Annotated in this window: 16 protein-coding genes; 8 read left to right on the top strand and 8 right to left on the bottom strand. The window is 72.7% G+C overall.

The genetic code is table 11. The annotated features are described in order from the left end of the window. Positions 1–127 precede the first annotated feature (127 nt). Together ACIA8R_RS44370 and ACIA8R_RS44365 are read left to right on the top strand one after the other, a co-directional pair. On the top strand, positions 128–1,717 hold the full coding sequence (locus tag ACIA8R_RS44370) for a carboxylesterase/lipase family protein (RefSeq protein WP_397043731.1): 1,590 nt from the start codon (positions 128–130) through the stop codon (positions 1,715–1,717). Then, on the top strand, positions 1,714–3,270 hold the full coding sequence (locus ACIA8R_RS44365; RefSeq protein WP_397043729.1) for a PQQ-binding-like beta-propeller repeat protein: 1,557 nt from the start codon (positions 1,714–1,716) through the stop codon (positions 3,268–3,270). The genes ACIA8R_RS44370 and ACIA8R_RS44365 overlap by 4 nt, the downstream gene beginning before the upstream one ends. On the opposite strand, the gene ACIA8R_RS44360 is transcribed toward ACIA8R_RS44365, so the two are convergent. Continuing rightward, on the bottom strand, positions 3,257–4,372 hold the full coding sequence (locus ACIA8R_RS44360; protein WP_397043728.1) for a substrate-binding domain-containing protein: 1,116 nt from the start codon (positions 4,370–4,372) through the stop codon (positions 3,257–3,259). The genes ACIA8R_RS44365 and ACIA8R_RS44360 overlap by 14 nt on opposite strands. Further along, positions 4,359–6,770, bottom strand: coding sequence for a glycoside hydrolase family 3 N-terminal domain-containing protein (locus ACIA8R_RS44355; RefSeq protein WP_397043726.1), 2,412 nt, complete (start codon positions 6,768–6,770; stop codon positions 4,359–4,361). Before ACIA8R_RS44355 ends, ACIA8R_RS44360 begins: the two co-directional genes overlap by 14 nt. Positions 6,771–7,125: 355 nt before the next feature. Here ACIA8R_RS44355 and ACIA8R_RS44350 point away from each other — a divergent pair, with 355 nt between their 5' ends. Genes ACIA8R_RS44350 through ACIA8R_RS44340 form a run of 3 tightly spaced genes read left to right on the top strand, consistent with a single transcriptional unit; the run spans position 7,126 to position 10,284 of the window. Continuing rightward, positions 7,126–8,478: an extracellular solute-binding protein gene (locus ACIA8R_RS44350; protein ID WP_357693582.1), complete on the top strand. Its 1,353-nt coding sequence runs from the start codon at positions 7,126–7,128 to the stop codon at positions 8,476–8,478. Then, positions 8,475–9,398, top strand: a complete 924-nt coding sequence (locus tag ACIA8R_RS44345) for a sugar ABC transporter permease (protein WP_364087228.1) — start codon at positions 8,475–8,477, stop codon at positions 9,396–9,398. Before ACIA8R_RS44350 ends, ACIA8R_RS44345 begins: the two co-directional genes overlap by 4 nt. A gap of 1 nt (position 9,399) precedes the next feature. After that, a complete protein-coding gene (locus tag ACIA8R_RS44340) occupies positions 9,400–10,284 on the top strand; it encodes a carbohydrate ABC transporter permease (protein WP_364087226.1) in 885 nt (294 codons plus the stop codon). On the opposite strand, the gene ACIA8R_RS44335 is transcribed toward ACIA8R_RS44340, so the two are convergent. The 3 genes from ACIA8R_RS44335 to ACIA8R_RS44325 form a co-directional block, all read right to left on the bottom strand. After that, the gene (locus tag ACIA8R_RS44335) at positions 10,245–11,150 is read right to left on the bottom strand and encodes a lysophospholipid acyltransferase family protein (RefSeq protein ID WP_397043724.1); all 906 of its coding nucleotides are present in this window, start codon (positions 11,148–11,150) and stop codon (positions 10,245–10,247) included. The genes ACIA8R_RS44340 and ACIA8R_RS44335 overlap by 40 nt on opposite strands. Further along, positions 11,147–11,863: a GNAT family N-acetyltransferase gene (locus ACIA8R_RS44330; protein WP_397043722.1), complete on the bottom strand. Its 717-nt coding sequence runs from the start codon at positions 11,861–11,863 to the stop codon at positions 11,147–11,149. Before ACIA8R_RS44330 ends, ACIA8R_RS44335 begins: the two co-directional genes overlap by 4 nt. 100 nt (positions 11,864–11,963) lie before the next feature. Next, the gene (locus ACIA8R_RS44325) at positions 11,964–12,968 is read right to left on the bottom strand and encodes a TerC/Alx family metal homeostasis membrane protein (RefSeq protein ID WP_364087220.1); all 1,005 of its coding nucleotides are present in this window, start codon (positions 12,966–12,968) and stop codon (positions 11,964–11,966) included. Positions 12,969–13,317: 349 nt separating this feature from the next. On the opposite strand from ACIA8R_RS44325, the gene ACIA8R_RS44320 reads away from it, so the two are divergent. Together ACIA8R_RS44320 and ACIA8R_RS44315 are read left to right on the top strand one after the other, a co-directional pair. After that, the gene (locus ACIA8R_RS44320; protein ID WP_397043720.1) at positions 13,318–14,076 is read left to right on the top strand and encodes a lytic polysaccharide monooxygenase; all 759 of its coding nucleotides are present in this window, start codon (positions 13,318–13,320) and stop codon (positions 14,074–14,076) included. Between the two features lie 78 nt (positions 14,077–14,154). Next, complete coding sequence (locus ACIA8R_RS44315) at positions 14,155–15,456, top strand: hypothetical protein (RefSeq protein ID WP_397043718.1); 1,302 nt, start codon at positions 14,155–14,157, stop codon at positions 15,454–15,456. An 11-nt stretch (positions 15,457–15,467) separates the two neighbouring features. Here ACIA8R_RS44315 and ACIA8R_RS44310 read toward each other — a convergent pair whose 3' ends face one another. From ACIA8R_RS44310 to ACIA8R_RS44300, 3 genes are read right to left on the bottom strand one after another with little or no spacing between them, the layout of a single operon-like run. Next, positions 15,468–15,935: an SRPBCC domain-containing protein gene (locus tag ACIA8R_RS44310; protein ID WP_364087213.1), complete on the bottom strand. Its 468-nt coding sequence runs from the start codon at positions 15,933–15,935 to the stop codon at positions 15,468–15,470. Then, entirely contained in the window at positions 15,928–16,275 is a 348-nt protein-coding gene (locus ACIA8R_RS44305) for a metalloregulator ArsR/SmtB family transcription factor (RefSeq protein WP_364087210.1), read from the bottom strand. The genes ACIA8R_RS44310 and ACIA8R_RS44305 overlap by 8 nt, the downstream gene beginning before the upstream one ends. Positions 16,276–16,309: 34 nt before the next feature. Then, on the bottom strand, positions 16,310–17,056 hold the full coding sequence (locus ACIA8R_RS44300) for an SDR family oxidoreductase (RefSeq protein WP_364087208.1): 747 nt from the start codon (positions 17,054–17,056) through the stop codon (positions 16,310–16,312). A 171-nt stretch (positions 17,057–17,227) separates the two neighbouring features. On the opposite strand from ACIA8R_RS44300, the gene ACIA8R_RS44295 reads away from it, so the two are divergent. Then, a complete protein-coding gene (locus ACIA8R_RS44295) occupies positions 17,228–20,122 on the top strand; it encodes a M36 family metallopeptidase (RefSeq protein WP_397043715.1) in 2,895 nt (964 codons plus the stop codon). Positions 20,123–20,194: the final 72 nt, after the last annotated feature.

The raw sequence follows: 20,194 nt of genomic DNA, 5'->3' as shown, positions 1-20,194 counted from the left end.
TGTTCTGCCCCGTGCGGTGATCATACGGGCGTGATGGCGGTCCGGTATGACGGCCGCCATTGATCCGGCTGACTCGCCTTGACACGATGCGCAAGATTCCGAGTAAATCTGCTGAGGGAACTTGCGCATGTTGAAGCTCCGACCAGGGCTGAGCGCGCTCGTCGTGATCGCGACGCTCGGCCTGACCACCCCGCCCTCGACGGCGGCCCCGCTCGGCGCGCCCGCCTGCGCGCCCGACACGACCGTCACCACCGACTCGGGCCAGGTGTGCGGGATCGCGGGCGAGGGCCTGCGCTCCTGGCTCGGCATCCCGTACGCCGCGCCGCCCGTCGGCGACCTGCGCTGGACGCCCGCGCGCCGGCCCACACCGTGGCCCGGCGTGCTCTCCGGCACCGGGCGGGGCAGCCCGTGCCCGCAGGCGGAGCTGCTCGGCTCCCCCTCCGAGGACGAGGACTGCCTCAAGCTCAACGTCGCCGCCCCCGCCGGGGCGCGGAAGCTGCCCGTCATGGTGGAGTTCCACGGCGGCGGCTTCCGGTACGGCTCCCCGTCCGACGGCTCCTACCTGGCCAGGGCGGGGAACGTGGTGCACGTCGGCGTGGGCTACCGGCTGGGCGTTCTCGGATTCCTGTCACACCGGGCGTTCGGCCCGAACGCCGGCAACTACGCCCTGTCCGACCAGCAGGAGGCGCTGCGCTGGGTCCGGCGCAACATCGCCCGCTTCGGCGGCGACCCCGCCAACGTGACGATCTTCGGGGCCAGCGCCGGCGGGTCCAGCGTCTGCGCGCACACGGCGTCGCCGACCGCCAAGGGCCTGTTCGAGAAGGGGATCGTGCAGAGCGGCGAGTACAACTCGCTGCTCGGCGCGAACACCTTCTGGCAGCCGCAGGACTGCAAGGCCGAGCTGCCCACGCAGGCCGAGGCGCAGGCCCAGGGCGCCAGGTTCGCCACCGCGCTCGGCTGCGAGCAGGCCGCCGACCCGGGCGCGTGCCTGCGGGCCCAGCCGGTCAAGGCGCTGCTCGACCAGTCCTCCGACGGGCTCGGCCCGGACCGCGGGACGATCGCGCCCATCGTGGACGGCCGCACCCTGACCATGTCGCCGTCGCGGGCGTTCGCCAAGGGCAGGGTGAACAGGGTCTCGCTCATGCACGGTGTGGGCCGCGACGAGGTCCAGCTCCCGTCCGCCGACACCCCGGCCGAGTACGAGACCCTGGTCCGCCAGCAGTACGGCGCCCTCGCCCCCGAGGTTCTCGCCCGCTACCCGCTGGCCAGGTTCCCGGCGCCCGCGGCGTTCATCGCGTACCGGACGATCGTGGCCGACAGCAACTCGGTCTGCCCGGCGCTGCTCAACGACGAACGGCTGGCCGCGCACCTCCCGGTGTACGCCTTCCAGGTGGACAACACCGACGCGCCCCCGCTGTTCTTCCTCGACCAGACCAAGCCGAACGGCGCCTTCCACGTCAGCGAGATGCCCTTCCTGTACTCCGACGTCAAGGACCTGGACGCCAACCAGCGCTCCTTCGGCGCCCAGCTCGTCGCCCAGTGGACGGGCTTCGCCCGCACCGGCGACCCGACCGCGGAGGGGACCCCGCTCTGGTCCCGCTACACCCGCGCCGACCCCGCCGTCATGTCCCTGGCCCCGGCCGGTGACAGCCAGCTGACGCGGGAGATCGCCAGGCAGCACCAGTGCGCGTTCTGGAACAAGGAGGCGACGTCATGATCCGGCTGTTGACCGCGCTCTGCCTCGCGCTGTTGCAGGGGCCCGCCCCCGCGCAGGCGGCGGCCGGGGGCGACTGGCCCATGTGGCAGCAGAGCCCGCTGGGCTGGCGGCACAACGCGGCCGAGCGGGCGATCAACCCGCGCACGGTCGGCGGCCTCGCGCTGAAGTGGGCCTTCGCCTACCCCAAGGAGGCCGGCACGCCGCGCAGCCAGCCCGCCGTCGTGGGCGACACCGTGTACTTCGGCTCCCCCGAAGGCAAGCTGTACGCCAGGGACGCCGCCACCGGCGCCGCCCGCTGGGAGTTCGACCTGACGACCGTCGGCACCGGCCGCACCCAGGTCCAGGACGGCCCGGCCGTGGCCAGGGGCAAGGTGTACTTCGGCGACGTGCGCGGCTGGTTCTACGCCGTCGACCAGCGCACCGGCCGCCTGGCCTGGGCCCGCAGGCTCGACGACACCGTCACGGCGATCGTGACCAGCTCGCCCCTGGTCTTCGGCGACCGGGTCTACGTCGGCGTCTCCAGCGGCGAGAACATCATCGGCAAGGAGCACGCCTGCTGCACCTTCCGCGGCCACCTCGACGCCATGGACGCCGACACCGGCCGCCCGATCTGGCGCTTCAACACCGTGCCGAAGGCGCGCCAGGACGGCACCTGGCCCAACGGCGTCCCCCGGTACGCCCCCTCGGGCGGCGGCGTGTGGGGCTCCCCCGCCCTCGACCCGCTCACCCGCACCCTGTACGTCGGCACCGGCCAGAACTACACCGGCAGCGCCGGCCACTACGACTCGGTGCTGGCCCTGGACATCGACACCGGCCGGCCGCGCTGGACCCGGCGGATGACCGACGTGGACACCTGGCGGCTGGAGTGCTCGCTGCCCACCCCCGAGGACCGCCAGTACTGCCCCAACTTCCCCGACGGCACCGCGCTCGACTTCGACCTCGGGGCCGCGCCCAACGTGTTCAGGACCGGCGGGCGCACCCTGGTCGGGATCGGGCAGAAGGCGGGCGTGTACCACGTGCTCGACGCCCGTACCGGGAAGGTCGTCTGGCAGCGGCAGCTGTCGAAGCCGATGCCCGGCGGCGGCCTGTCCGGCGTCCAGTGGGGCACCTCCTTCGACGGGGAACGCCTGTACGTCGCCACGTACATGGCCCGGCCCGGCACCCTGTTCGCCCTCGACCCGGCGACCGGGCATCTGCTGTGGGAGACGCCCAACCCGGCCGACGGCTGCGCCACCGGCGGCGCCGCCCAGTACCCGCAGGTGTGCCAGCTCGGCCACACCCCGGCCGTCTCCAGCACGCCCGGCCTGGTGTGGGAGGGCAGCATGGACGGCAAGATGCGGGCCTACTCGGCGCGCACCGGCGAGGTGGTGTGGGCCTACGACACCATGCAGGAGGTGCAGGGCGTCAACGGGCTGACCGGGCGCGGCGGGGCCGTCTCGGGCGGCGGCGGGGCCGTGGTGTCGCACGGCATGCTGTACGTCCAGTCCGGGTACTCCTTCACGCCGTACCCGAACCCGTACGGGTCGGTGTTCCTGGCCTTCAGCCTTCCGTAGGGCAGCCTTCCGTAGGGCAGCCTTCCGTAGGGCAGCCTTCCGTAGGGCAGCCTTCCGTAGGGCAGCCTTCCGTAGGGCAGCCTTCCGTAGGGCCCGCCGGGGCGGTCGAGCCGCGTACCACCAGCTCGGTCGCCAGCTCCACGTGGTGGGAGTCGATCCGCTCGCCGGCCGCCAGCCGCAGCGCGGTGCGCAGGGCCGCCCGGCCCATCTCGCGCAGCGGCTGGCGCACGGTGGTCAGCTGCGGCGAGGCCATCCGCGCGATCTGGGTGTCGTCGAAGCCGACGATGCTCAGGTCCTCCGGGATGCGCAGGCCGCGCGACCTGGCGGCCTCCATGACCCCGAGCGCGATCTCGTCGCAGCCGGCGAAGATCGCGGTCGGGGGCCGCGGCAGGTCGAGCACGCTCGCGCCGTTGACCAGGCCGTCCTGGTAGTGGAAGTGGGCGGTGCGGACGTAGCCGGGCGGCTCGGGCGCGCCGGCCGCCTCCAGCGCCGCACGGTAGCCGTGCAGGCGGGCCTGGTTGCAGGCCGAGGTCGGCGGGCCGCCGATGTAGGCGATGCGGCGGTGGCCGAGGGAGAGCAGGTGCTGGGTCGCGGTCAGGCCGCCGGCGAAGTTCGTCGAGCCGACGCTGGTCACGCTGGTGGTCGGCAGGTTGAGCGGGTCGATCACGACCAGCGGCAGCCGGGCCCGCGACAGCGCCCCGAGCTGCGCGCCGGTCAGCTCGCTGGTCACCACGATGAGCGCCCGCCGCCCGGCGGCGACCAGGTCGCGCGCCCAGCCGCCGGTGCGCTGGTGGCTCTTCCTGATGCTGACGACGACCGACGTCTCCAGCTCGTCGCCGGCCTCGATCGCGCCGTGGATGATCTCGGTGGAGTAGGCGTTGAGGTCGTCGTCGAACTGCACCTCGACCGTGGCGGGGCCGCCCGCCTCGCCGCGGCGCGGCGTGGCGGGCACGTAGTCGTGCTGCTGGAGCAGCGACTCCACCAGCGAACGGGTCGCCGGGGCCACGTCGCTGCGGCCGTTGAGCACCTTGGAGACGGTGGCGACGGACACGCCGGCCGAGGCCGCGACGGTGGCCAGCGTGGCGCGCCTAGGAGCCGGCATCTGTTCCTCCTCGGATCTCCACGGGGGTGACCAGCCGCCTGCCGGCGCCGACCGGCCGCGCCGGCCCGGTCAGCCGGACCACGCCGCGGCACGGCAGGTCGGCGGCGGACGTGCCGACGAGCACCTCGACGTCTCCGGGCTCCACCACGCGCCGCAGGTCACGCCCGGTGAAGGCGGTCCTGTCGGTGTGCACGAGGAAGGAGACCCGGCTGCTCGCGCCCGGTTCGAGGCGGACCCTGGCGAAGCCGGTGAGCTGCTTCACCGGCCTGGCGACCTGGGCGAGGACGTCGTGCAGGTAGAGCTGCACGACCTCGTCGCCGGCCCGGTCACCGGTGTTGGCGACGGTGACCGAGACGGTGAACTCGCCGTCGGCCGGCACCTCGTCGGCGCTGAGGCGCAGGTCGCCGACCTCGAAGGAGGTGTAGGAGCGGCCGTGCCCGAAAGGGAACAGCGGGGTGGGATCGAGGTTGCTGATGCCCTTGCTGTCGACTCCGAGCGGGGGCTGCAGGTAGGTGCCCGGCTGCCCGCCAGGATGGCGGGGTATCTGCACGGGAAGCTTGCCTCCAGGCTGGACACGACCGGTCAGTATACCGGCGATCGCCCCGCCGCCCTCCTCCCCGGGCATGAACGCCTGGACCAGCCCGGCGGCTCCGGCGTGCACCTCGCCCAGCGCGTAGGGGCGGCCGGAGACGACCACCACGACGACCGGCGTGCCGGTCGCGAACAGCTCGGCCAGCAGGTCGGCCTGGAGGCCGGGCAGCCGCAGGTCCTCGGCGTCGCAGCCCTCGCCCGACGTGCCCTGGCCGAACAGGCCGGCCAGGTCGCCCACGACGGCCACGCACAGGTCGGCCTCGCGGGCGGCGGCGGTCGCCGCGGCGAAGCCGGACCGGTCGCCGCCCTGCACCGCGCACCCCGGCTCGTAGGTGATCTCGGCGCCGGACAGCTCGGCGCGCAGCGCGTCGAGCACGGTCGGGGCCTCGACGCCGAGCCCGAGCCCGGGGTGGCGGGGCAGCACGTGGTTGGGGAAGGCGTAGCAGCCCATGAACGTGCGCGGGTCGTCGGCGCACGGGCCGACGACGGCGACCCGGCCGAGGCCGGCCCGCAGCGGCAGCGCGGTCCCGGCGTCGAGCAGCACGATCGAGCGTTCGGCCAGCTCGCGGGCCAGGGCGCGGTTGGCGGCCGAGTCCAGCTCGGCGTTCTCCGCACCGGCGACCGAGCCCTCCGGCGTCCAGCCGGGGTCGAGCAGGCCGAGCTGCACCTTCTGGGTGAGCAGCCGGCGCGCTGCGCGGTCGACCAGCGACTCGGGAAGCTCGCCCCGGCGCACCCGCTCGACCAGGCCGGCGCCGAAGCCGAGCGTGTCGGGCAGCTCGACGTCCACGCCCGCGGCGAGCGCCTGCGCCCCCGCGTCGCCGGGGTCGGCGGCCACCTGGTGCATGGTCGCCAGGAACGGGACCGCCCAGTAGTCGGACACGACGGTGCCGGTGAAGCCCCACTCCTCGCGCAGCAGCTCGGTCAGCAGCCAGGAGTCGACGGCGGCGGGCACGCCGTCCACGTCGGAGTAGGAGTTCATCACCGAACGGGCGCCGCCCAGGGTGACGGCCGCCTCGAACGGCGGCAGGATCATGTCCATCAGCTCGCGGCGGCCCATCGGCACCGGGCCGTGGTTGCGGGCGGCCCGTGAGGCCGAGTACCCGGCGAAGTGCTTGAGCGTGGCGATCACGCCGGCCTTCTCCAGGCCGCGCACGTACGCCGCGCCGAGCATCGAGACGAGGTACGGGTCCTCGCCCATCGTCTCCTCGACCCGGCCCCACCGGTAGTCGCGCACCACGTCGAGCACCGGGGACAGGCCCTGGTGCACGCCCACGGCGCGCATGTCCCGCCCGATGGCCGCGGCCATGCGCTCGACCAGGTCCGGGTCGAAGGTGGCGGCCCACGCGATGGCCGCCGGGTAGACGGTGGCGCCGTAGGTGGTGAAACCGGTCAGGCATTCCTCGTGCACGACGGCCGGGATGCCGAGCCTGGACAGGCCGACGACCTCGCGTTGCAGGCGCACCACCTCGGCGGCGCCCTCGGCCACCGTCACCGGGACGCTGCCGAACACGCGGGTCAGGTGGCCGAGCCCGTGCCGCGCGGCCTCTCCCAAGGGGACGGTGCCCGAGGCGGCGAAAACGTCCTGCATCGGGGCCACGTTGTGGGTGCCGGTGGCGTCCGGGTCGGGGACGGGGGGCTCCTCCCCGTGCGCCATGTCGTTGCCCACCCACCGGCTGCCGAGCTGGGCGACCTTCTCCTCCAGCGTCAGCTCCTGAAGGAGGGCCTCGACCCGCTCGGCCACGGGAAGCGCCGGGTCCAGCCACGGACCGAGGACCCGATCCGCCGGGGTCCGATCTAGAGCCGTCATGAACTGCACTCCTTCAAGAGTTCCTGCCGCAAATTTTCGAAACATTTCGAGGCCATGCCCGCCACCTGCACAATGCCGCAAAGCTGATGGAATGGCCAGCTAGTTGCCCGCGCGACAGTACTACACGGGCCCAGCGCCCGCCCAGAGCCGGTTTCCCCGGTAAGGGTCTTGACACGGTAATGGTCGAAATCTAGATTGACGTGCCGCGCGGTCATGTCGCAAATGTTTCGACGAGTTCACTCAAGGGCGAGTGGACGAGCGGCATTGGGGGGTTGCCGATCCGACCGCGGGGCCAACGCGTCCCAAGGACAACCGAGCCGCGGCCAGGCCACGGCATTCGAGTACGGAGATCAGCGTGGAGACCAGGTCAACCTCTCGCCGCACCTTCCTCAGCCTCTCCATGGGGCTGCCCCTGGGAGCCGCGCTCGCCGCCTGCGGCACGTCCGGCCCCACCCGCGCGGGTGGCGGCAGCCCGACCGGAGGTGGCGGCGGCGGCGCCAAGGCCACCTACTGGTACCTGTCGGTCGAGCCGCAGGAAGGCGTGCGCCGCCGGGCGATCGAGCGCTTCAACAAGGCGAACCCCGGCACCCCGATCGAGGGCACGCCGTTCCAGAACGACGCCTACAAGACCAAGATCAAGACCGCCATCGGCGCCGGCCAGGCCCCCACGCTGATCTGGGGCTGGGGCGGCGGCACGCTGCGCAGCTACGTGCAGGCCGGCCAGGTCGAGGACCTGACGTCGTGGTTCGCGGAGAACGCCGCCGTCAAGGACCGGCTGTTCCCCTCCTCCTTCGGCGCGGCCACGGTCGACGGCAAGATCTACGCCATGCCGTGCGAGACCGTGCAGCCGATCGTCCTGTACTACAACAAGGAGGTCCTGGAGAAGGTCGGCGTGCAGCCGCCGACGACCTGGGGCGAGATCATGGACATCGTGCCCAAGATCAACGCCAAGGGCATCGCGCCGTTCTCGCTCGGCGGCCAGTCGCGCTGGACGAACATGATGTGGCTGGAGTTCCTGTTCGACCGGATCGGCGGCCCCGAGGTGTTCCAGGCGGTGTTCGAGGGCCAGAAGGACGCCTGGTCCAACCCCGCCGCCCTCGACGCCCTGACCAAGATGCAGGACCTGATCAAGGCGAACGGCTTCATCAAGGGCTTCTCCTCCATCACCGCCGACTCCAACGCCGACCAGGCGCTGCTCTACACCGGCAAGGCCGCCATGATGCTGCACGGCGGCTGGACGTACGGCGGCATGAAGAACGACGGCGGCGACTTCGTCCCCGGCGGCCACCTCGGCTACATGAACTTCCCGCCCGTGGACGGCGGCAAGGGCGACCCGAGCAACACCGTCGGCAACCCCGGCCAGTACCTGTCGATCTCCGCCAAGGCCACCCCCGAGCAGAAGGAGCTCGCCAAGAAGTTCTTCACCAGCGGCGTGCTCGACCAGACCGAGGTCAAGGAGTGGGCGGACACCGGCGCCGTCCCGATCGTCAAGGGCGCCGACGCGGCCTTCGCCTCCTCCCCCGACGCCGACTTCCTGAAGTTCGTCTACGGCATCGCCAGCAACGCCCAGACCTTCGCCCAGTCGTGGGACCAGGCGCTCAGCCCGACCGCGGCCGAGGTGCTGCTGGACAACATCGCCAAGCTCTTCCAGCTGTCCATCTCGCCGCAGCAGTTCCAGACGAACATGAACGCGGTCATCGGCAAGTGAGCGTGATCCCTATCCCCGCCGGGCGGGGGACGCCGGCGGCCGCCGGGCGAGGGGGCCGCGGCTCCCTGGCCTGGCTGGCCGTCCCGGCGTTGCTGTTCTTCGTCGCCTTCGGCGTGATCCCGCTGATCGGCGTCCTCGTCCTCAGCTTCACCTCCTGGGACGGGCTCGGCGACATCGGCTTCGCCGGCCTGTCCAGCTGGCAGGCCGTGCTCTCCGACCCCGGGCTGCCGCACGCCCTGTGGGTGACGTTCCTGGTGATGGCCGCGTCCTGGGCGCTGCAGACGCCGGCCAGCATCCTGCTCGGGGTGTTCCTGGCCGGTCAGCAGCGCTACCGCGCCTTGTTGTCGGTGTTCTACTTCATCCCGCTGCTGCTCAGCTCGGCCGCCATCGCCATCGCCTACAAGTCGCTGCTCGACCCGAACTTCGGGCTCGGCGCCGGGCTCGGCCTCGACCTGCTGGCCCAGGACTGGCTGGGCGAGCCCGTCCTCGCCTTCAGCGTGGTGATCTTCGTGGTGTCGTGGCAGTTCATCCCGTTCCACTCGCTGATCTACCAGGGCGGCGTGCGGCAGATCCCGCGCTCGATGTACGAGGCCGCCCAGCTCGACGGCGCGGGCCGGGTCCGCACGTTCTTCAGCATCACGCTGCCGCAGCTCAAGTACACGATCATCACGTCCTCGACGCTGATGGTGGTCGGGTCGCTGACCTTCTTCGACCTGATCTTCGTGCTGACCGTGGGCGGGCCCGGCGACGCCACGCGGGTGCTGGCCCTCGACATGTACAAGCGGGGGTTCCAGGCCAACCTGATGGGCCCGGCCAGCGCGATCGCGGTCATCCTCGTCCTCGTGGGCCTGGCGCTGGCGCTGCTGCTGCGCCGTCTGGGCGGCCGCGACGCCTCGGCGAGCCAGCTGGAAGGGGCCTGACATGGCGACGACGCTGACCGAGCCGGCACGGCGGGCCGCCGGCGCGTCCCCGCGGGCGGGCGGGCCGGCCGCGGCCCGGCGCAACTGGGTGGCCGGGGTGGCCGGGTGGATCTGGCTGGCGATCGTGGTGGTGCCGATCTACTGGATCGTCATCACCAGCTTCAAGGAGCAGCGCTCCTACTACGCCTCCAACCCGCTGGCGCCGCCGTCGGAGCCGACGCTCGGGGCGTACAAGGTGGTGCTGGAGTCGGACTTCCCGCTGTACTTCCTCAACAGCCTCGTCGTCACCCTCGGCGCGGTGGTCCCGGCCGTCGGGGTGTCGTTCATGGCGGCGTACGCGATCGTGCGGGGCGGCGGGCGGTTCCTGCGCGGGGTGAACTCGCTGTTCCTCATGGGGCTGGCGATCCCGCTCCAGGCCACGATCATCCCGATCTACCTGATCATCATCCGGCTGCACCTGTACGACTCGCTGCTGGGCATGATCCTGCCCTCCATCGCGTTCGCGATCCCGCTGTCGGTGCTGGTGCTGTCCAACTTCATCAGGGACGTGCCCAAGGAGCTGTTCGAGTCGATGCGGCTGGACGGCGCCACCGACTGGGGCCTGCTCTGGCGGCTGACGTTCCCGCTGACCCGCCCGGCCGTGGTCACGGTGACGATCTACAACGCGCTGACGATCTGGAACGGCTTCCTGCTGCCGCTGATCCTGACCCAGAGCCCGGACAAGCGCACGCTGCCGCTGGCGTTGTGGACGTTCCAGGGCCAGTACAGCGTGAACGTGCCCGCCGTGCTCGCCTCGGTCGTCCTGACCACGCTGCCCATCCTGATCCTGTACGTGGTGGGCCGCCGTCAGCTGCTCAGCGGGCTGACCGCGGGCTTCGGCAAGTGAGCGACGGTCCTCCCCCGCGCGGGAGGACCGTCCATCGCCGCGCGCACCAGGGCCTCGGCGTCCCTGGCCAGGACGGCGCGCGCCCGCGGACGGCGAGCCGACGGCGCGGCGGACAGCGGAGCCAGCAGCCGCACCTCGACGGCCAGCCGCCGGGTCGCGGTCACCCGCAGCACCGAGGCGAGCAGCGAGTCCTCGCCCACGTAGCAGGCGCGGGTGGAGGGCCGGTCGCCCTCGCGGTAGCGCAGGGTCGCGGGCCGTACGACGGCGCCGGCGTCGACCGCCGCCTGGAACACCGCCGGGCGGAAGTCGCCCATCCCCTGCCCGCACCACGTGGTGCCCTCGGGGAAGGCCACGACGGTGTCGCCCGCCCGCAGCGCCCCGGCGACCGCGGCGACCGCCGAGGGCAGGGCGGACAGGCGTTCCCTGTCGATGAACAGCGCGCCCGAGCCCGCGGCCAGCGTCCGGACGACCGGCCAGGCGGCGATCTCGCGCTTGGCCAGCGGGCGTGAGGGCAGCGCGGCCGCGATGACCAGCGGGTCCAGCCACGACACATGATTGGCCACCACCAGCGCCCCGGCCTCCCCACCTGCCTCCGAACCCCCGGCCAGGTCCCGTGGTTCCTCGGCGACGAGTTCCAGGCGGACGCCGAGGGCGCGCAGCATGAGCCGGGCCCACGTCCCGGTGGCGCGCGCCCGTACGTCGGCGCGCACGTGGCGGGCCGTCAGCGCGACCGGCACCCCGGCCAGCACCACCAGGACCGCGGCGAGCAGCCGCAGCGCCCGGCGCGCCATCCCCGCGCCCAGGACCGCGGCCCGCACGCACATGTCCGGCGTGCACGGGCCCGTACGCAGCCACGGGCCGGTCACGGCGTCCCGCCCAGGAAGTGGCGCAGGTAGCGGGTGTTCACCTGGGCCATCGACAGCAGCACGAAGAAGTCGGCCGTGCCGAAGTCCCGGTCGTGCGCGGGCGGCCCGCACACCCACGCGCCCAGCCGCAGGTAGCCGCGGAGCAGGGCGGGCGCCACGAACCGGTCGGAGCGCGGCGCGCCGTCGCCCGGCCAGGGCACGAGCGGCGTGACCCGGTACTCCTCGGGACCGAGCGGCACCCGCGCGGCCACGCCGGCCGCCAGCGCGCCGCCGTCGTCGAGCGGCACCGAGCAGCAGCCGGCCAGCCACTGGTGGCCGCCGCTCACCATGTACCGGGCGATCCCCGCCCACATCAGCGCGACCACCGCGCCGTCCCGGTGGTCCGGATGAACGGTGGTACGTCCGGCTTCGACCAGGTTTTTCCTGATGGGAGCGAGGGCGCGCAGGTCGAACTCGGTGTCGGAGTAGAGCCGGTCGGCCCGTCCCGGCGGCAGCAGCCGGTACGTGCCCACCACCCGCCGCCCCTCCCGTACCAGGAGGTGGTCGCAGTAGGCATCGAACCTGTCCACGTCGAGGCCGGAGACCGGGCTGTCGAGCCGCGCCCCCATCTCCTCGGCGAAGACCTCGTACCGCAGCCGCTGGGCGGCCTGGAGGTCGGCGGGGCTCGTGGCCATCCCGACCGTGTACCGGCTCGTGTCAAGAGAGATCGTCATGGGCGCGAGTCCTTCCCTGAAAGCGTCTCGCGACCATGTCGTCATGCCGACATGACGGCCGGCTCTCTCGGCGGGGGCACCCAGGCGTCGGAGCGGTGAACTAGCTCGCGGCCTCCCTCTCGCGGTCGCGGCGGTTGGCGTACAGGCTGGTCAGGGTCACCGTGGTCAGGACGACGACGATCACGCCGAGCGAGGCGAGCGTCGGGATCTGCGGCATCCAGTCCCAGACGCCGTGCGCCCAGTGCAGGATGAGCTTGACCCCGATGAAGGCCAGGATGACGCTCAGCCCGTGGTTGAGGTGGCGCAGCTTGGCCAGGACGCCCTGGAGCACGAAGTACAGCGCCCGCAGGCCCATCAGCGCGAACGCGTTGGTGGCGAAGACCAGGAACGGGTCCTCGGTCACGCCGTACACGGCGGGCACCGAGTCCACGGCGAAGACGATGTCCGTGCCGAGGACGGCGATCGCGGCCAGGGCCAGCGGCGTCAGGGCCAGCCGGCCGCCCTCGCGCACGGCCAGCCGGGAGCCGCGGTAGTCGTCGGTGACCGGCACGAAGCGGCGCACCAGCCGGACGCTGCGCATGGAGGAGATGTCCACCTGCTGCTCGTGGCCGCCGAGCACGTCCTTGAGGATCTTGCCGGCGGTGACGATGAGGATCGCGCCGAACAGCAGGAACGCCCACGTGCCGCTCTGCAGCGCGGCGGCGCCGAGCCAGATGAAGATCCCGCGCAGGACGAGCGCGCCGACGATGCCGTACAGCAGGACCTGCCGGGCCAGCGCGGGCGGGACCGCGAAGGCCGCCAGCAGCAACATGAACACGAACAGGTTGTCCACCGACAACGACTTCTCCACCACGAACCCGGTGAAGAACTCCACGGCGACGCCGCCGCCGTGGGCGGCCCACAGGTAGAAACCGAAGATCACCGGCAGGATCAGGTAGAAGACCGACCAACCGGCCGCCTCGCGCATGCGGACCTCGTGCGGGCGCCTGGTCAGCAGCAGATCCAGGCCCAGCAGCAGCACGAGCCCGGCGATCGCGACCAGCCACAGGGTGGGCGTGGCGATGGTGGTCAGGGCGGGGGCAGCCTGGGATATGCCCGTGGGCATGGGTCCTCCTCGAACGCGCGTCATCGTTCGAGGTCTCCTTCGCCCGTGCGCCGATCGCGCGGGCGGCCGCCCGGGGACGTCAGGGACGTCCGTACTGACCGGGCCGGCGCTTGCGAAGTACTCCCCTCGGCTACCTCAGCCTAGGCGATGTCACGACATGTCACCACCTGTTGGCTCCCGCGATCCGCGCGGGCCCACGCCGGGCCGGGCGGCCCCTTCCCGGAGGGAGACGGGACGGTCACCGGCCGCCACCCTGACTCGGGGTCGGAAAAGCGCTGACTGCGCCATTTACCGTTAGGAAACTTTCCTTTATATTTGGGAGCATCCCCCAGCATGAAGGAACGGTGACATGCGCAGAGTATGGACCTTCTTAGCCATGGCGGCGGTCTCCGTCGCCACCGTCGTCGCGCTCTCCCCGCCGGCCTCGGCGCACGGTTACATCTCCGACCCGCCGAGCCGCCAGGCCAACTGCGCGGCCGGCAAGGTCAAGAACTGCGGCCAGATCATCTGGGAGCCGCAGAGCGTCGAGGGCCCCAAGGGCCTGCGCAACTGCAGCGGCGGCGACGCCCGGTGGGCGCCACTGGACGACGACAGCAAGGCCTGGCCCGCCGCGACCGTGGGTGACACGGTCAACTTCAAGTGGCTCATCGAGGCCCGGCACGCGACCAGCACGTGGGAGTACTACGTCGGCGGCACCCGGATCGCCCTGTTCAACGACCACGGCAGGGAACCGGGCGCGACGGTGACGCACTCGGTCAGCCTGGGCGGCCGTACCGGACGCGTCAAACTGCTGGCCATCTGGAACATCGCCGACACCGAGAACGCCTTCTACAACTGCGTCGACCTCCAGGTCGGCCCCGGCGGCCCCACTCCGACGCCCACTCCGACGCCCACTGCCACGCCCACTGCCACGCCCACCCCGACCCCGACCCCCACGCCCACGGTGACCCCGACCCAGGGTCCGGCCGGCAACTGGACCGCGGGGACCGCGTACAAGTCGGGTGACCAGGTGGTCTACAACAACGTCACCTACCGCTGCGTGCAGCCGCACACGGCGCTGCCCGGCTGGGAACCGCCGAACGTGCCCGCCCTGTGGCAGCGGGTGTGATCGTCTGACTCCGGTGCACGAAAGGGGTGCGGTCGGCCAGAATCGGGCCGACCGCACCTTCTCTTCTGGAAGGCACCGATGAAACAACTTCTCCTCGTCCTCACCGTCGTCGTGGTGGCGGCGGCCGTCTGGGGCGGCGTCCTGCTGCTGTCGGCCACGGCCGACGAGGGGCAGGGCAGGCAGCGACTGGCGGTGGCGCCCTCGGTCGTGCGCGAGAGCGTGATCGTCGACGGCGGCGGTCAGGTCGTCGGGAAGCTGGACGCCGACTGCGCGACCGGCCGGTTCCCGGCCTTCTGCCATCGGGTGCGCGCCGAGCTGACCGCGCTCGACCCGCGCCTGCTCACCCGGGGCGGCCTGGTGGTCGCGACGACCCTCGACCCGCGGGCTCAGCAGGCGGCGCAGCGGGCCGTCGAGGCCCGCGTCCGGCCCGGTGACACCCCTGTCGCCGTCGAGGCCATGGTGGCGCCGGGCAGCGGCGAGATCAGGGCGCTGGCCGCCAGCAAGGGCGACGGGGCGCACGGGTTGTCGCAGGGCTCGACGGCGATGGCGTACACGCTGGCCGCGGCGCTGTCCGGCGGCTTCCGCTACGACGACGGCTTCCCCCGATCCCGCTCCTACCAGGCCGCCGGCCAAGAGTCCTTCACCAACTGCAAGGGCCAGAACGTGGGCGATCCCGCCTTCACCTTCACCGACCCCGGCGGCGGGAGCGGCGGCGCGTTCACCACCCTGCGCTCGGGCGCCCGCGCCGCCCCGAACACCTTCTTCATGCGGCTGGAGGAGCGGATCGGTCTCTGCGCGACCGTGCGCGCCGCGCAGCGGCTCGGCCTCTCCCGCTTCGACGGGATGCCTCTGGTGGAGTACGAGGCGTTCACGCTCGGCGCCAACGAGACGGACACCGTCACCGTCGCCGCGACCTACGCCACGCTGGCCGCCCACGGCCTGCGCTGCGCGCCGCGGGCGGTCAAGGAGGTCCGCGACGACTCCGGCAAGGTGCTGCACGCCCTCGGCCCCCGTTGTGAGCAGGCGCTGGACGCCGCCGTCGCCGACGCGGTGACGGGCCTGCTGCGCACCGACGGCCTCGGCCGGGACGCGGCGGGCCTGGCGAGCAGGATCCCCGACTACAAGTCGACCTGGTACGCCGGTTACACCCCCGACCTGGCCGCCGCCGTCAGCCTCGGCTTCACCGGCGTGCCGCCGACGCCCGCGCTGACCGACGTCCCCATCGGCGGACGCCGGCACGACGTCGTGGACGGCACCACGATCCCCGGCCCGATCTGGCGGGCCTCGATGACCGAGGCGCTGCGCGGGGTCCCGGAGACCCGGTTCCCGGAACCGGACACGACCCGCTTCGGCGGCTGCCGCCTCGCCTGCCCGAAGTAGGAGTCCCGCGGTCAGCGGGCGAGGAGTTCGGCCAGGCGGTTCATGGAGTGGGCGCCGCCCTTGGGGCCGTCGGCGCGCACGATCGCGTCCCGGGCCTCGACGGACGGGTGCACCGACCGGGCCACGTACCGGGTGCCGCCGCCGGTCTCCTCCAGCCTGACGGTCTCCAGGGCCACCTCGCCCGGCGTGCCCTCGAACTCCCACGTGCGCACGTACCGCTCCGGCGGCACGACGGCATGGTAGACGCCGCTGAAGGCGTACTCCCCGCCACGGGCGTCGATGTTGACGAATCGCCACCGGCCGCCCGGCGCGACCTCCATGGCCTCCACCCGGGTGTCCAGCCAGTGGGGGCCCCACCAGCGCGGGATCAGCGCCGGGTCGGTGACGGCCCGGAACACGACGTCCCTGGGGGCGTCGAAGGCCCGGATCATGATGATGTCCTGGCGGCCGGGTTCGATGACGAATTCGGTCTCACCCATGGTCACGTCCTTCCTGGCTGCGCCGGAGGTTCCTGATCTCCTGGTCGAGCCGGTCGAAGCTGCCGGTCCAGCGGTCGCGGTAGCGGTCGATCCACGCGGAGGCGCCCTCCAGCGGCGCCGTCTCCAGGCGGCACGGCCGCCACTGCGCGTCGCGTCCGCGGCTGATCAGCCCCGCCCGTTCCAGCACCTTCAGGTGCTTGGACACGGCCTGCAGGCTCATGTCGAAGGGCTCGGCCAGCTCGTTGACCGTGGCCTCGCCGTCGGCCAGCCGGGCGAGGATGGCCCGCCGGGTGGGGTCGGCCAGGGCGGCGAAGGTGAGGCTGAGCTGGTCGTCGGGCATCGGTGCGTACGTTCCTTCCAGGGCGGCGCCGACCCTAATGGTCCACGATCGCGCCGCAGGAGACGTTCACGGTCGCCGACGTCATGGTCCTGGCCCGGTCGGAGGCGACGAACGCCGCCACGTCGCCCACGTCGGCGAGGGTGGCGAGCCGTCCGAGGAGGGTGGGCTCGCGCAGCTCCGCCTCCAGCGCGTCCTTGCCCGGGTACGAGGCGGGGATGCTCTCCGGCACGCCACCGGTGATCAGGGTGACCACGCGCACGCCCTGCCGCCCGGCCTCGCACGCCCACTGGCGGCGGATGCCCTCCATGGTGTCCAGCGACACCTTGAACCCGCCCAGCCCCGGCTGCGTCTGCGGTCCGCCGCCGCCGAACAGCAGGACGACGCCCGACCCGGTCATGTGCCGCACGGCCGCCCTGATGGTGAGGAACTGGGTGCGCGCGGCGACCTGGATCGGCCGCAGGAAGTCCTCGACGGAGATCTCGGCCAGCGGACGCTGCACGTCCTGGACGGAGACGGCGTTGAACGAGACGTCGATGCGGCCCTCGCGGGCGGCCACCGAGCCGGTGAACGCGTCCACGGCCTGCTCGTCCAGCGCGTCCACGAGGGCCGTCTCCGCCGTGCCGCCGGCCGCGCGGACGTCGTCGGCGACCTTGTCGAGCGGGGCCCGGGTGCGGCCGGCCAGGAAGACGCGGGCGCCCTCACGGGCGAAGGCGCGGGCCACCGCGCCGCCGATCGAGCCTCCTCCGCCGTAGATCACCGCGACCTTGTCCTGAAGAAGCATCTCCACCTCCTTGTTCAACCCTTTGGTTTATCAACCTATAGGTTGATTACGCGGCCGTGTCAAGAACTGGACACTTCTGAAGGCTCTACCCGATCTTGTCAGGACCCCGGGGCGGTGTTACCTCTTGCGGGACGGGCGTCAATCGCGCGTCTTCTGTACCCAGGAGGAACTGTGTCGAATGGACCCTGGTTACGCAGTGCCGTGATCGCCCTCACGGTCACCGCTGCTGCCCTCCCCATGACCGGCGCCGCGCGGGGCGAACCCGGCGGACAGGCCCCGATCGTCCACGACTTCCAGGCCGAACAGCACGGCAGGCCGGACCTGGACAACCGGCAGGGCCGGGTCCCGCCGCCCGCCGGGGTCGCCGCGCGGGCCGCGGGCGCCGAGATCCGCTGGAACGCCCTCGGCACCCCCGCCGTCGTCACCGGCGCGGCGCCGCTCGCCGAGGGCCTGGGCGAGGACCCCGAGAAGGCCGCCCGCGCCTACCTGGCCGCCAACGAGCCGCTGTTCGGCCTGTCGGCGGAGGAGGTCGCCGGGCTGGAGAAGGTCGCGGTCAACCCGCTCGGCGCCGGTCACGCCGTGCTCCTGCGCCAGAAGTTCGGCGGGCTGCCCGCGGGGGTGGACGGGCTCGTCGCGGTCGGCGTCGTGCACGGGAAGGTGCGCCACGTGACCTCCTCGCTCGCCCGCGAGCAGGCCGCGCCCCCGGCCGCCGCGATCAGCGAGGCGCGGGCCCTGGAGATCGCGGCCCGCGACGGCGGCATCGACCTGGCCACGGCGACGACGAAGCAGGTCACGAAGGTGGCCGTGCCCGCGCCGGACGGCGTGCACAGCGCGTACCAGGTGGTCCTGATCGGCGGCGGGGAGGGCGAGGCCGCGGCCTACACCACCCACGTGGACGCGGTCAGCGGCGGCATCCTCACCCGCGAGAACCTGGTCGACCAGTTCGACCCCGAGAACCCGCGCTGGGCCGCCTTCCCGGCCAACCCGCCCGGCGACTACTCCTCCACCGACACCCGGCGGACCTGGTGCCAGGCGGCCAGCCCCGGCTGCGACCTCGCCACCGGCGGCGACCCGGCGACCGGCCGCCCCTGGGACGTCGACCACGCCACCGGCACGCCGACCCTGACCAGCGCGGGCAACGCCACCCGGACGTACGAGAACCGCGCGAACGGCGACCCGTTCACCGTCGGCACCCGCGCGAACGCGCCCTCCCCGGACCGCCGCTACGTCTACCCGTGGCGCAACACCTGGTACCGGGCCAAGTGCGACCCGGCGACGTTCGACCAGCCGGGCGAGGCGGACCTGGAGGCGGCGATCGCCAACCTCAACGTCATGCACAACCGCATGCACGACTGGTCCTACCGGCTCGGCTTCACCGAGTCCGCCTGGAACATGCAGGTGGACAACGGCGACCGCGGCGGGCTCGGCAACGACCCCGAGCAGGGCAACGCCCAGGCGGGGGCGCGCGTGTCGTCGGTACGCGACAACGCCAACCAGATCACCGGCCCCGACGGCGTCGCCCCGATCACGAACATGTACCTGTGGCAGCCGATCGCCGGTTCGTTCTACTCCCCCTGTGTGGACGGCGACTACGACATGTCGGTCATCGGCCACGAGTACACCCACGCCATCTCCGGCCGCATGATCGGCGGCCCGAACGCCGGCTGGAGCGGCGCGCAGGCGGGCGCCATGAACGAGAGCACCTCCGACCTGTTCGCCATGGAGTACCTGAACGAGTACGGCTTCCGCTCCTCCGGCGCGACCCCGTACGTGATCGGCCCGTACGTCACGGGCGACCGCGCCCGCGGCATCCGCAACTACGACATGTCCAGGTCGCCGCTGAACTACAGCGACATCGCCTACGACCTGGTCGGCGCGCAGGTGCACGCGGACGGCGAGATCTGGACCGCCACCCAGTTCGACGTCCGCGAGGCGTTCGTCAAGCGGTACGGCAAGGGCACGCCCGCCCGGCAGCGCGACTGCGCCGACGGCAAGGTGGCGGTGGACCGGTGCCCGGGCAACCGGCGGTGGGCGCAGCTCTCGTACGACGCCCTGCTGCTGATGGCCTCCGGCGCGGTCAGTTACGTCGATCACCGGGACGCGATCCTGGCCGCCGACGCCATCCGCTTCGACGGGGCGAACCAGGACATCCTGTGGCGGGCGTTCGCCGAGCACGGCCTAGGCAAGGGCGCGGCCAGCAACGGCCCGAACGACCCCGACCCGACGCCGAGCTTCGCCGACCCGGCCGGCCGCAACGGCCTCCTCCAGCTCAAGCCCCTCGGCGAGGCCAAGGACGCGGCCCTGCGGCTCTACGTGGGCGACTACGAGGGCCGCGCGGTGCCGGTCGCCGACACCGACCCGGCCACGCCGCTGGGCGACACCGTGGAGATGACGCCGGGCACGTACCGGTTCGTGGTGGCGGGGGCCGGGTTCGGGCACACGCGGCTGACGTTCCCGGTGGTGGCCGGGGTGAAGCTGCCGCTCCCGCTGTCGCCGCCGCGCAACCTCGCCTCGGCCGCGGCGGGCGCGACGGCGGCCGGCGACGGCGTCAACCAGGCCCGGCTGATCGACGACACCGAGGCCACGAACTGGGCCTCGCGCACCGGCGCGCCGGCCGGCCGGTCGGTCGTCGTGGACCTGGCGGGCGACCGCCCGGTCACGGTGCGCAGGGTCCAGGTGAGCGCGATGCTCCGGCCCGACGTCGGCGACGCCGCCGACCCGGGCGGGCAGAACAGGTTCTCGGCGCTGCGCGCGTTCGAGGTGCTGGCCTGCGCCGCCGACTGCGCCGACCCGGCGAGCTTCCGGAAGGTCTACACCAGCCCGGCGGACGCGTTCGACGCCACGTTGCCCCGGCCGCGCGGCGCGGACCTGCTGGTGCGCTCCTTCCGGGTGCCGCCGACCAGCGCCACCCACCTGATGTTGCGGGTGGTCAGCAGCCAGTGCACCGGCAACCCGCGTTACGCGGGCGAGCAGGACGCCGACCCCGGCTCCGCGACCGACTGCGCCACGGCGAGCCCGGCCCGCGAGCAGGTGCGGGCCGCCGAGTTCCAGGCGTACGCCCACTGACCCGGCGGCGGTCCGGCTGACCGACCGGCCCGCCGCTCCCAGGAGCGGGCCGGGCGGTCAGAGACCGGCCCG

Source organism: Nonomuraea sp. NPDC051191 (assembly GCF_044455665.1).
In the GTDB taxonomy this organism is placed as follows: Bacteria; Actinomycetota; Actinomycetes; order Streptosporangiales; family Streptosporangiaceae; genus Nonomuraea.
Note: the sequence above shows the minus strand (reverse complement) of the source record. Positions and strands in the feature narration are given on the sequence as shown.

Coding starts and splice junctions, on each gene's coding strand:
- ACIA8R_RS44340 (WP_364087226.1), top strand. CDS start 9,400: ATGGCGACGACGCTGACCGAGCCGGCACGGCGGGCCGCCGGCGCGTCC.
- ACIA8R_RS44330 (WP_397043722.1), bottom strand. CDS start 11,863: ATGACGATCTCTCTTGACACGAGCCGGTACACGGTCGGGATGGCCACG.
- ACIA8R_RS44300 (WP_364087208.1), bottom strand. CDS start 17,056: ATGCTTCTTCAGGACAAGGTCGCGGTGATCTACGGCGGAGGAGGCTCG.
- ACIA8R_RS44305 (WP_364087210.1), bottom strand. CDS start 16,275: ATGCCCGACGACCAGCTCAGCCTCACCTTCGCCGCCCTGGCCGACCCC.
- ACIA8R_RS44310 (WP_364087213.1), bottom strand. CDS start 15,935: ATGGGTGAGACCGAATTCGTCATCGAACCCGGCCGCCAGGACATCATC.
- ACIA8R_RS44355 (WP_397043726.1), bottom strand. CDS start 6,770: ATGACGGCTCTAGATCGGACCCCGGCGGATCGGGTCCTCGGTCCGTGG.
- ACIA8R_RS44315 (WP_397043718.1), top strand. CDS start 14,155: ATGAAACAACTTCTCCTCGTCCTCACCGTCGTCGTGGTGGCGGCGGCC.
- ACIA8R_RS44365 (WP_397043729.1), top strand. CDS start 1,714: ATGATCCGGCTGTTGACCGCGCTCTGCCTCGCGCTGTTGCAGGGGCCC.
- ACIA8R_RS44320 (WP_397043720.1), top strand. CDS start 13,318: ATGCGCAGAGTATGGACCTTCTTAGCCATGGCGGCGGTCTCCGTCGCC.
- ACIA8R_RS44370 (WP_397043731.1), top strand. CDS start 128: ATGTTGAAGCTCCGACCAGGGCTGAGCGCGCTCGTCGTGATCGCGACG.
- ACIA8R_RS44360 (WP_397043728.1), bottom strand. CDS start 4,372: ATGCCGGCTCCTAGGCGCGCCACGCTGGCCACCGTCGCGGCCTCGGCC.
- ACIA8R_RS44325 (WP_364087220.1), bottom strand. CDS start 12,968: ATGCCCACGGGCATATCCCAGGCTGCCCCCGCCCTGACCACCATCGCC.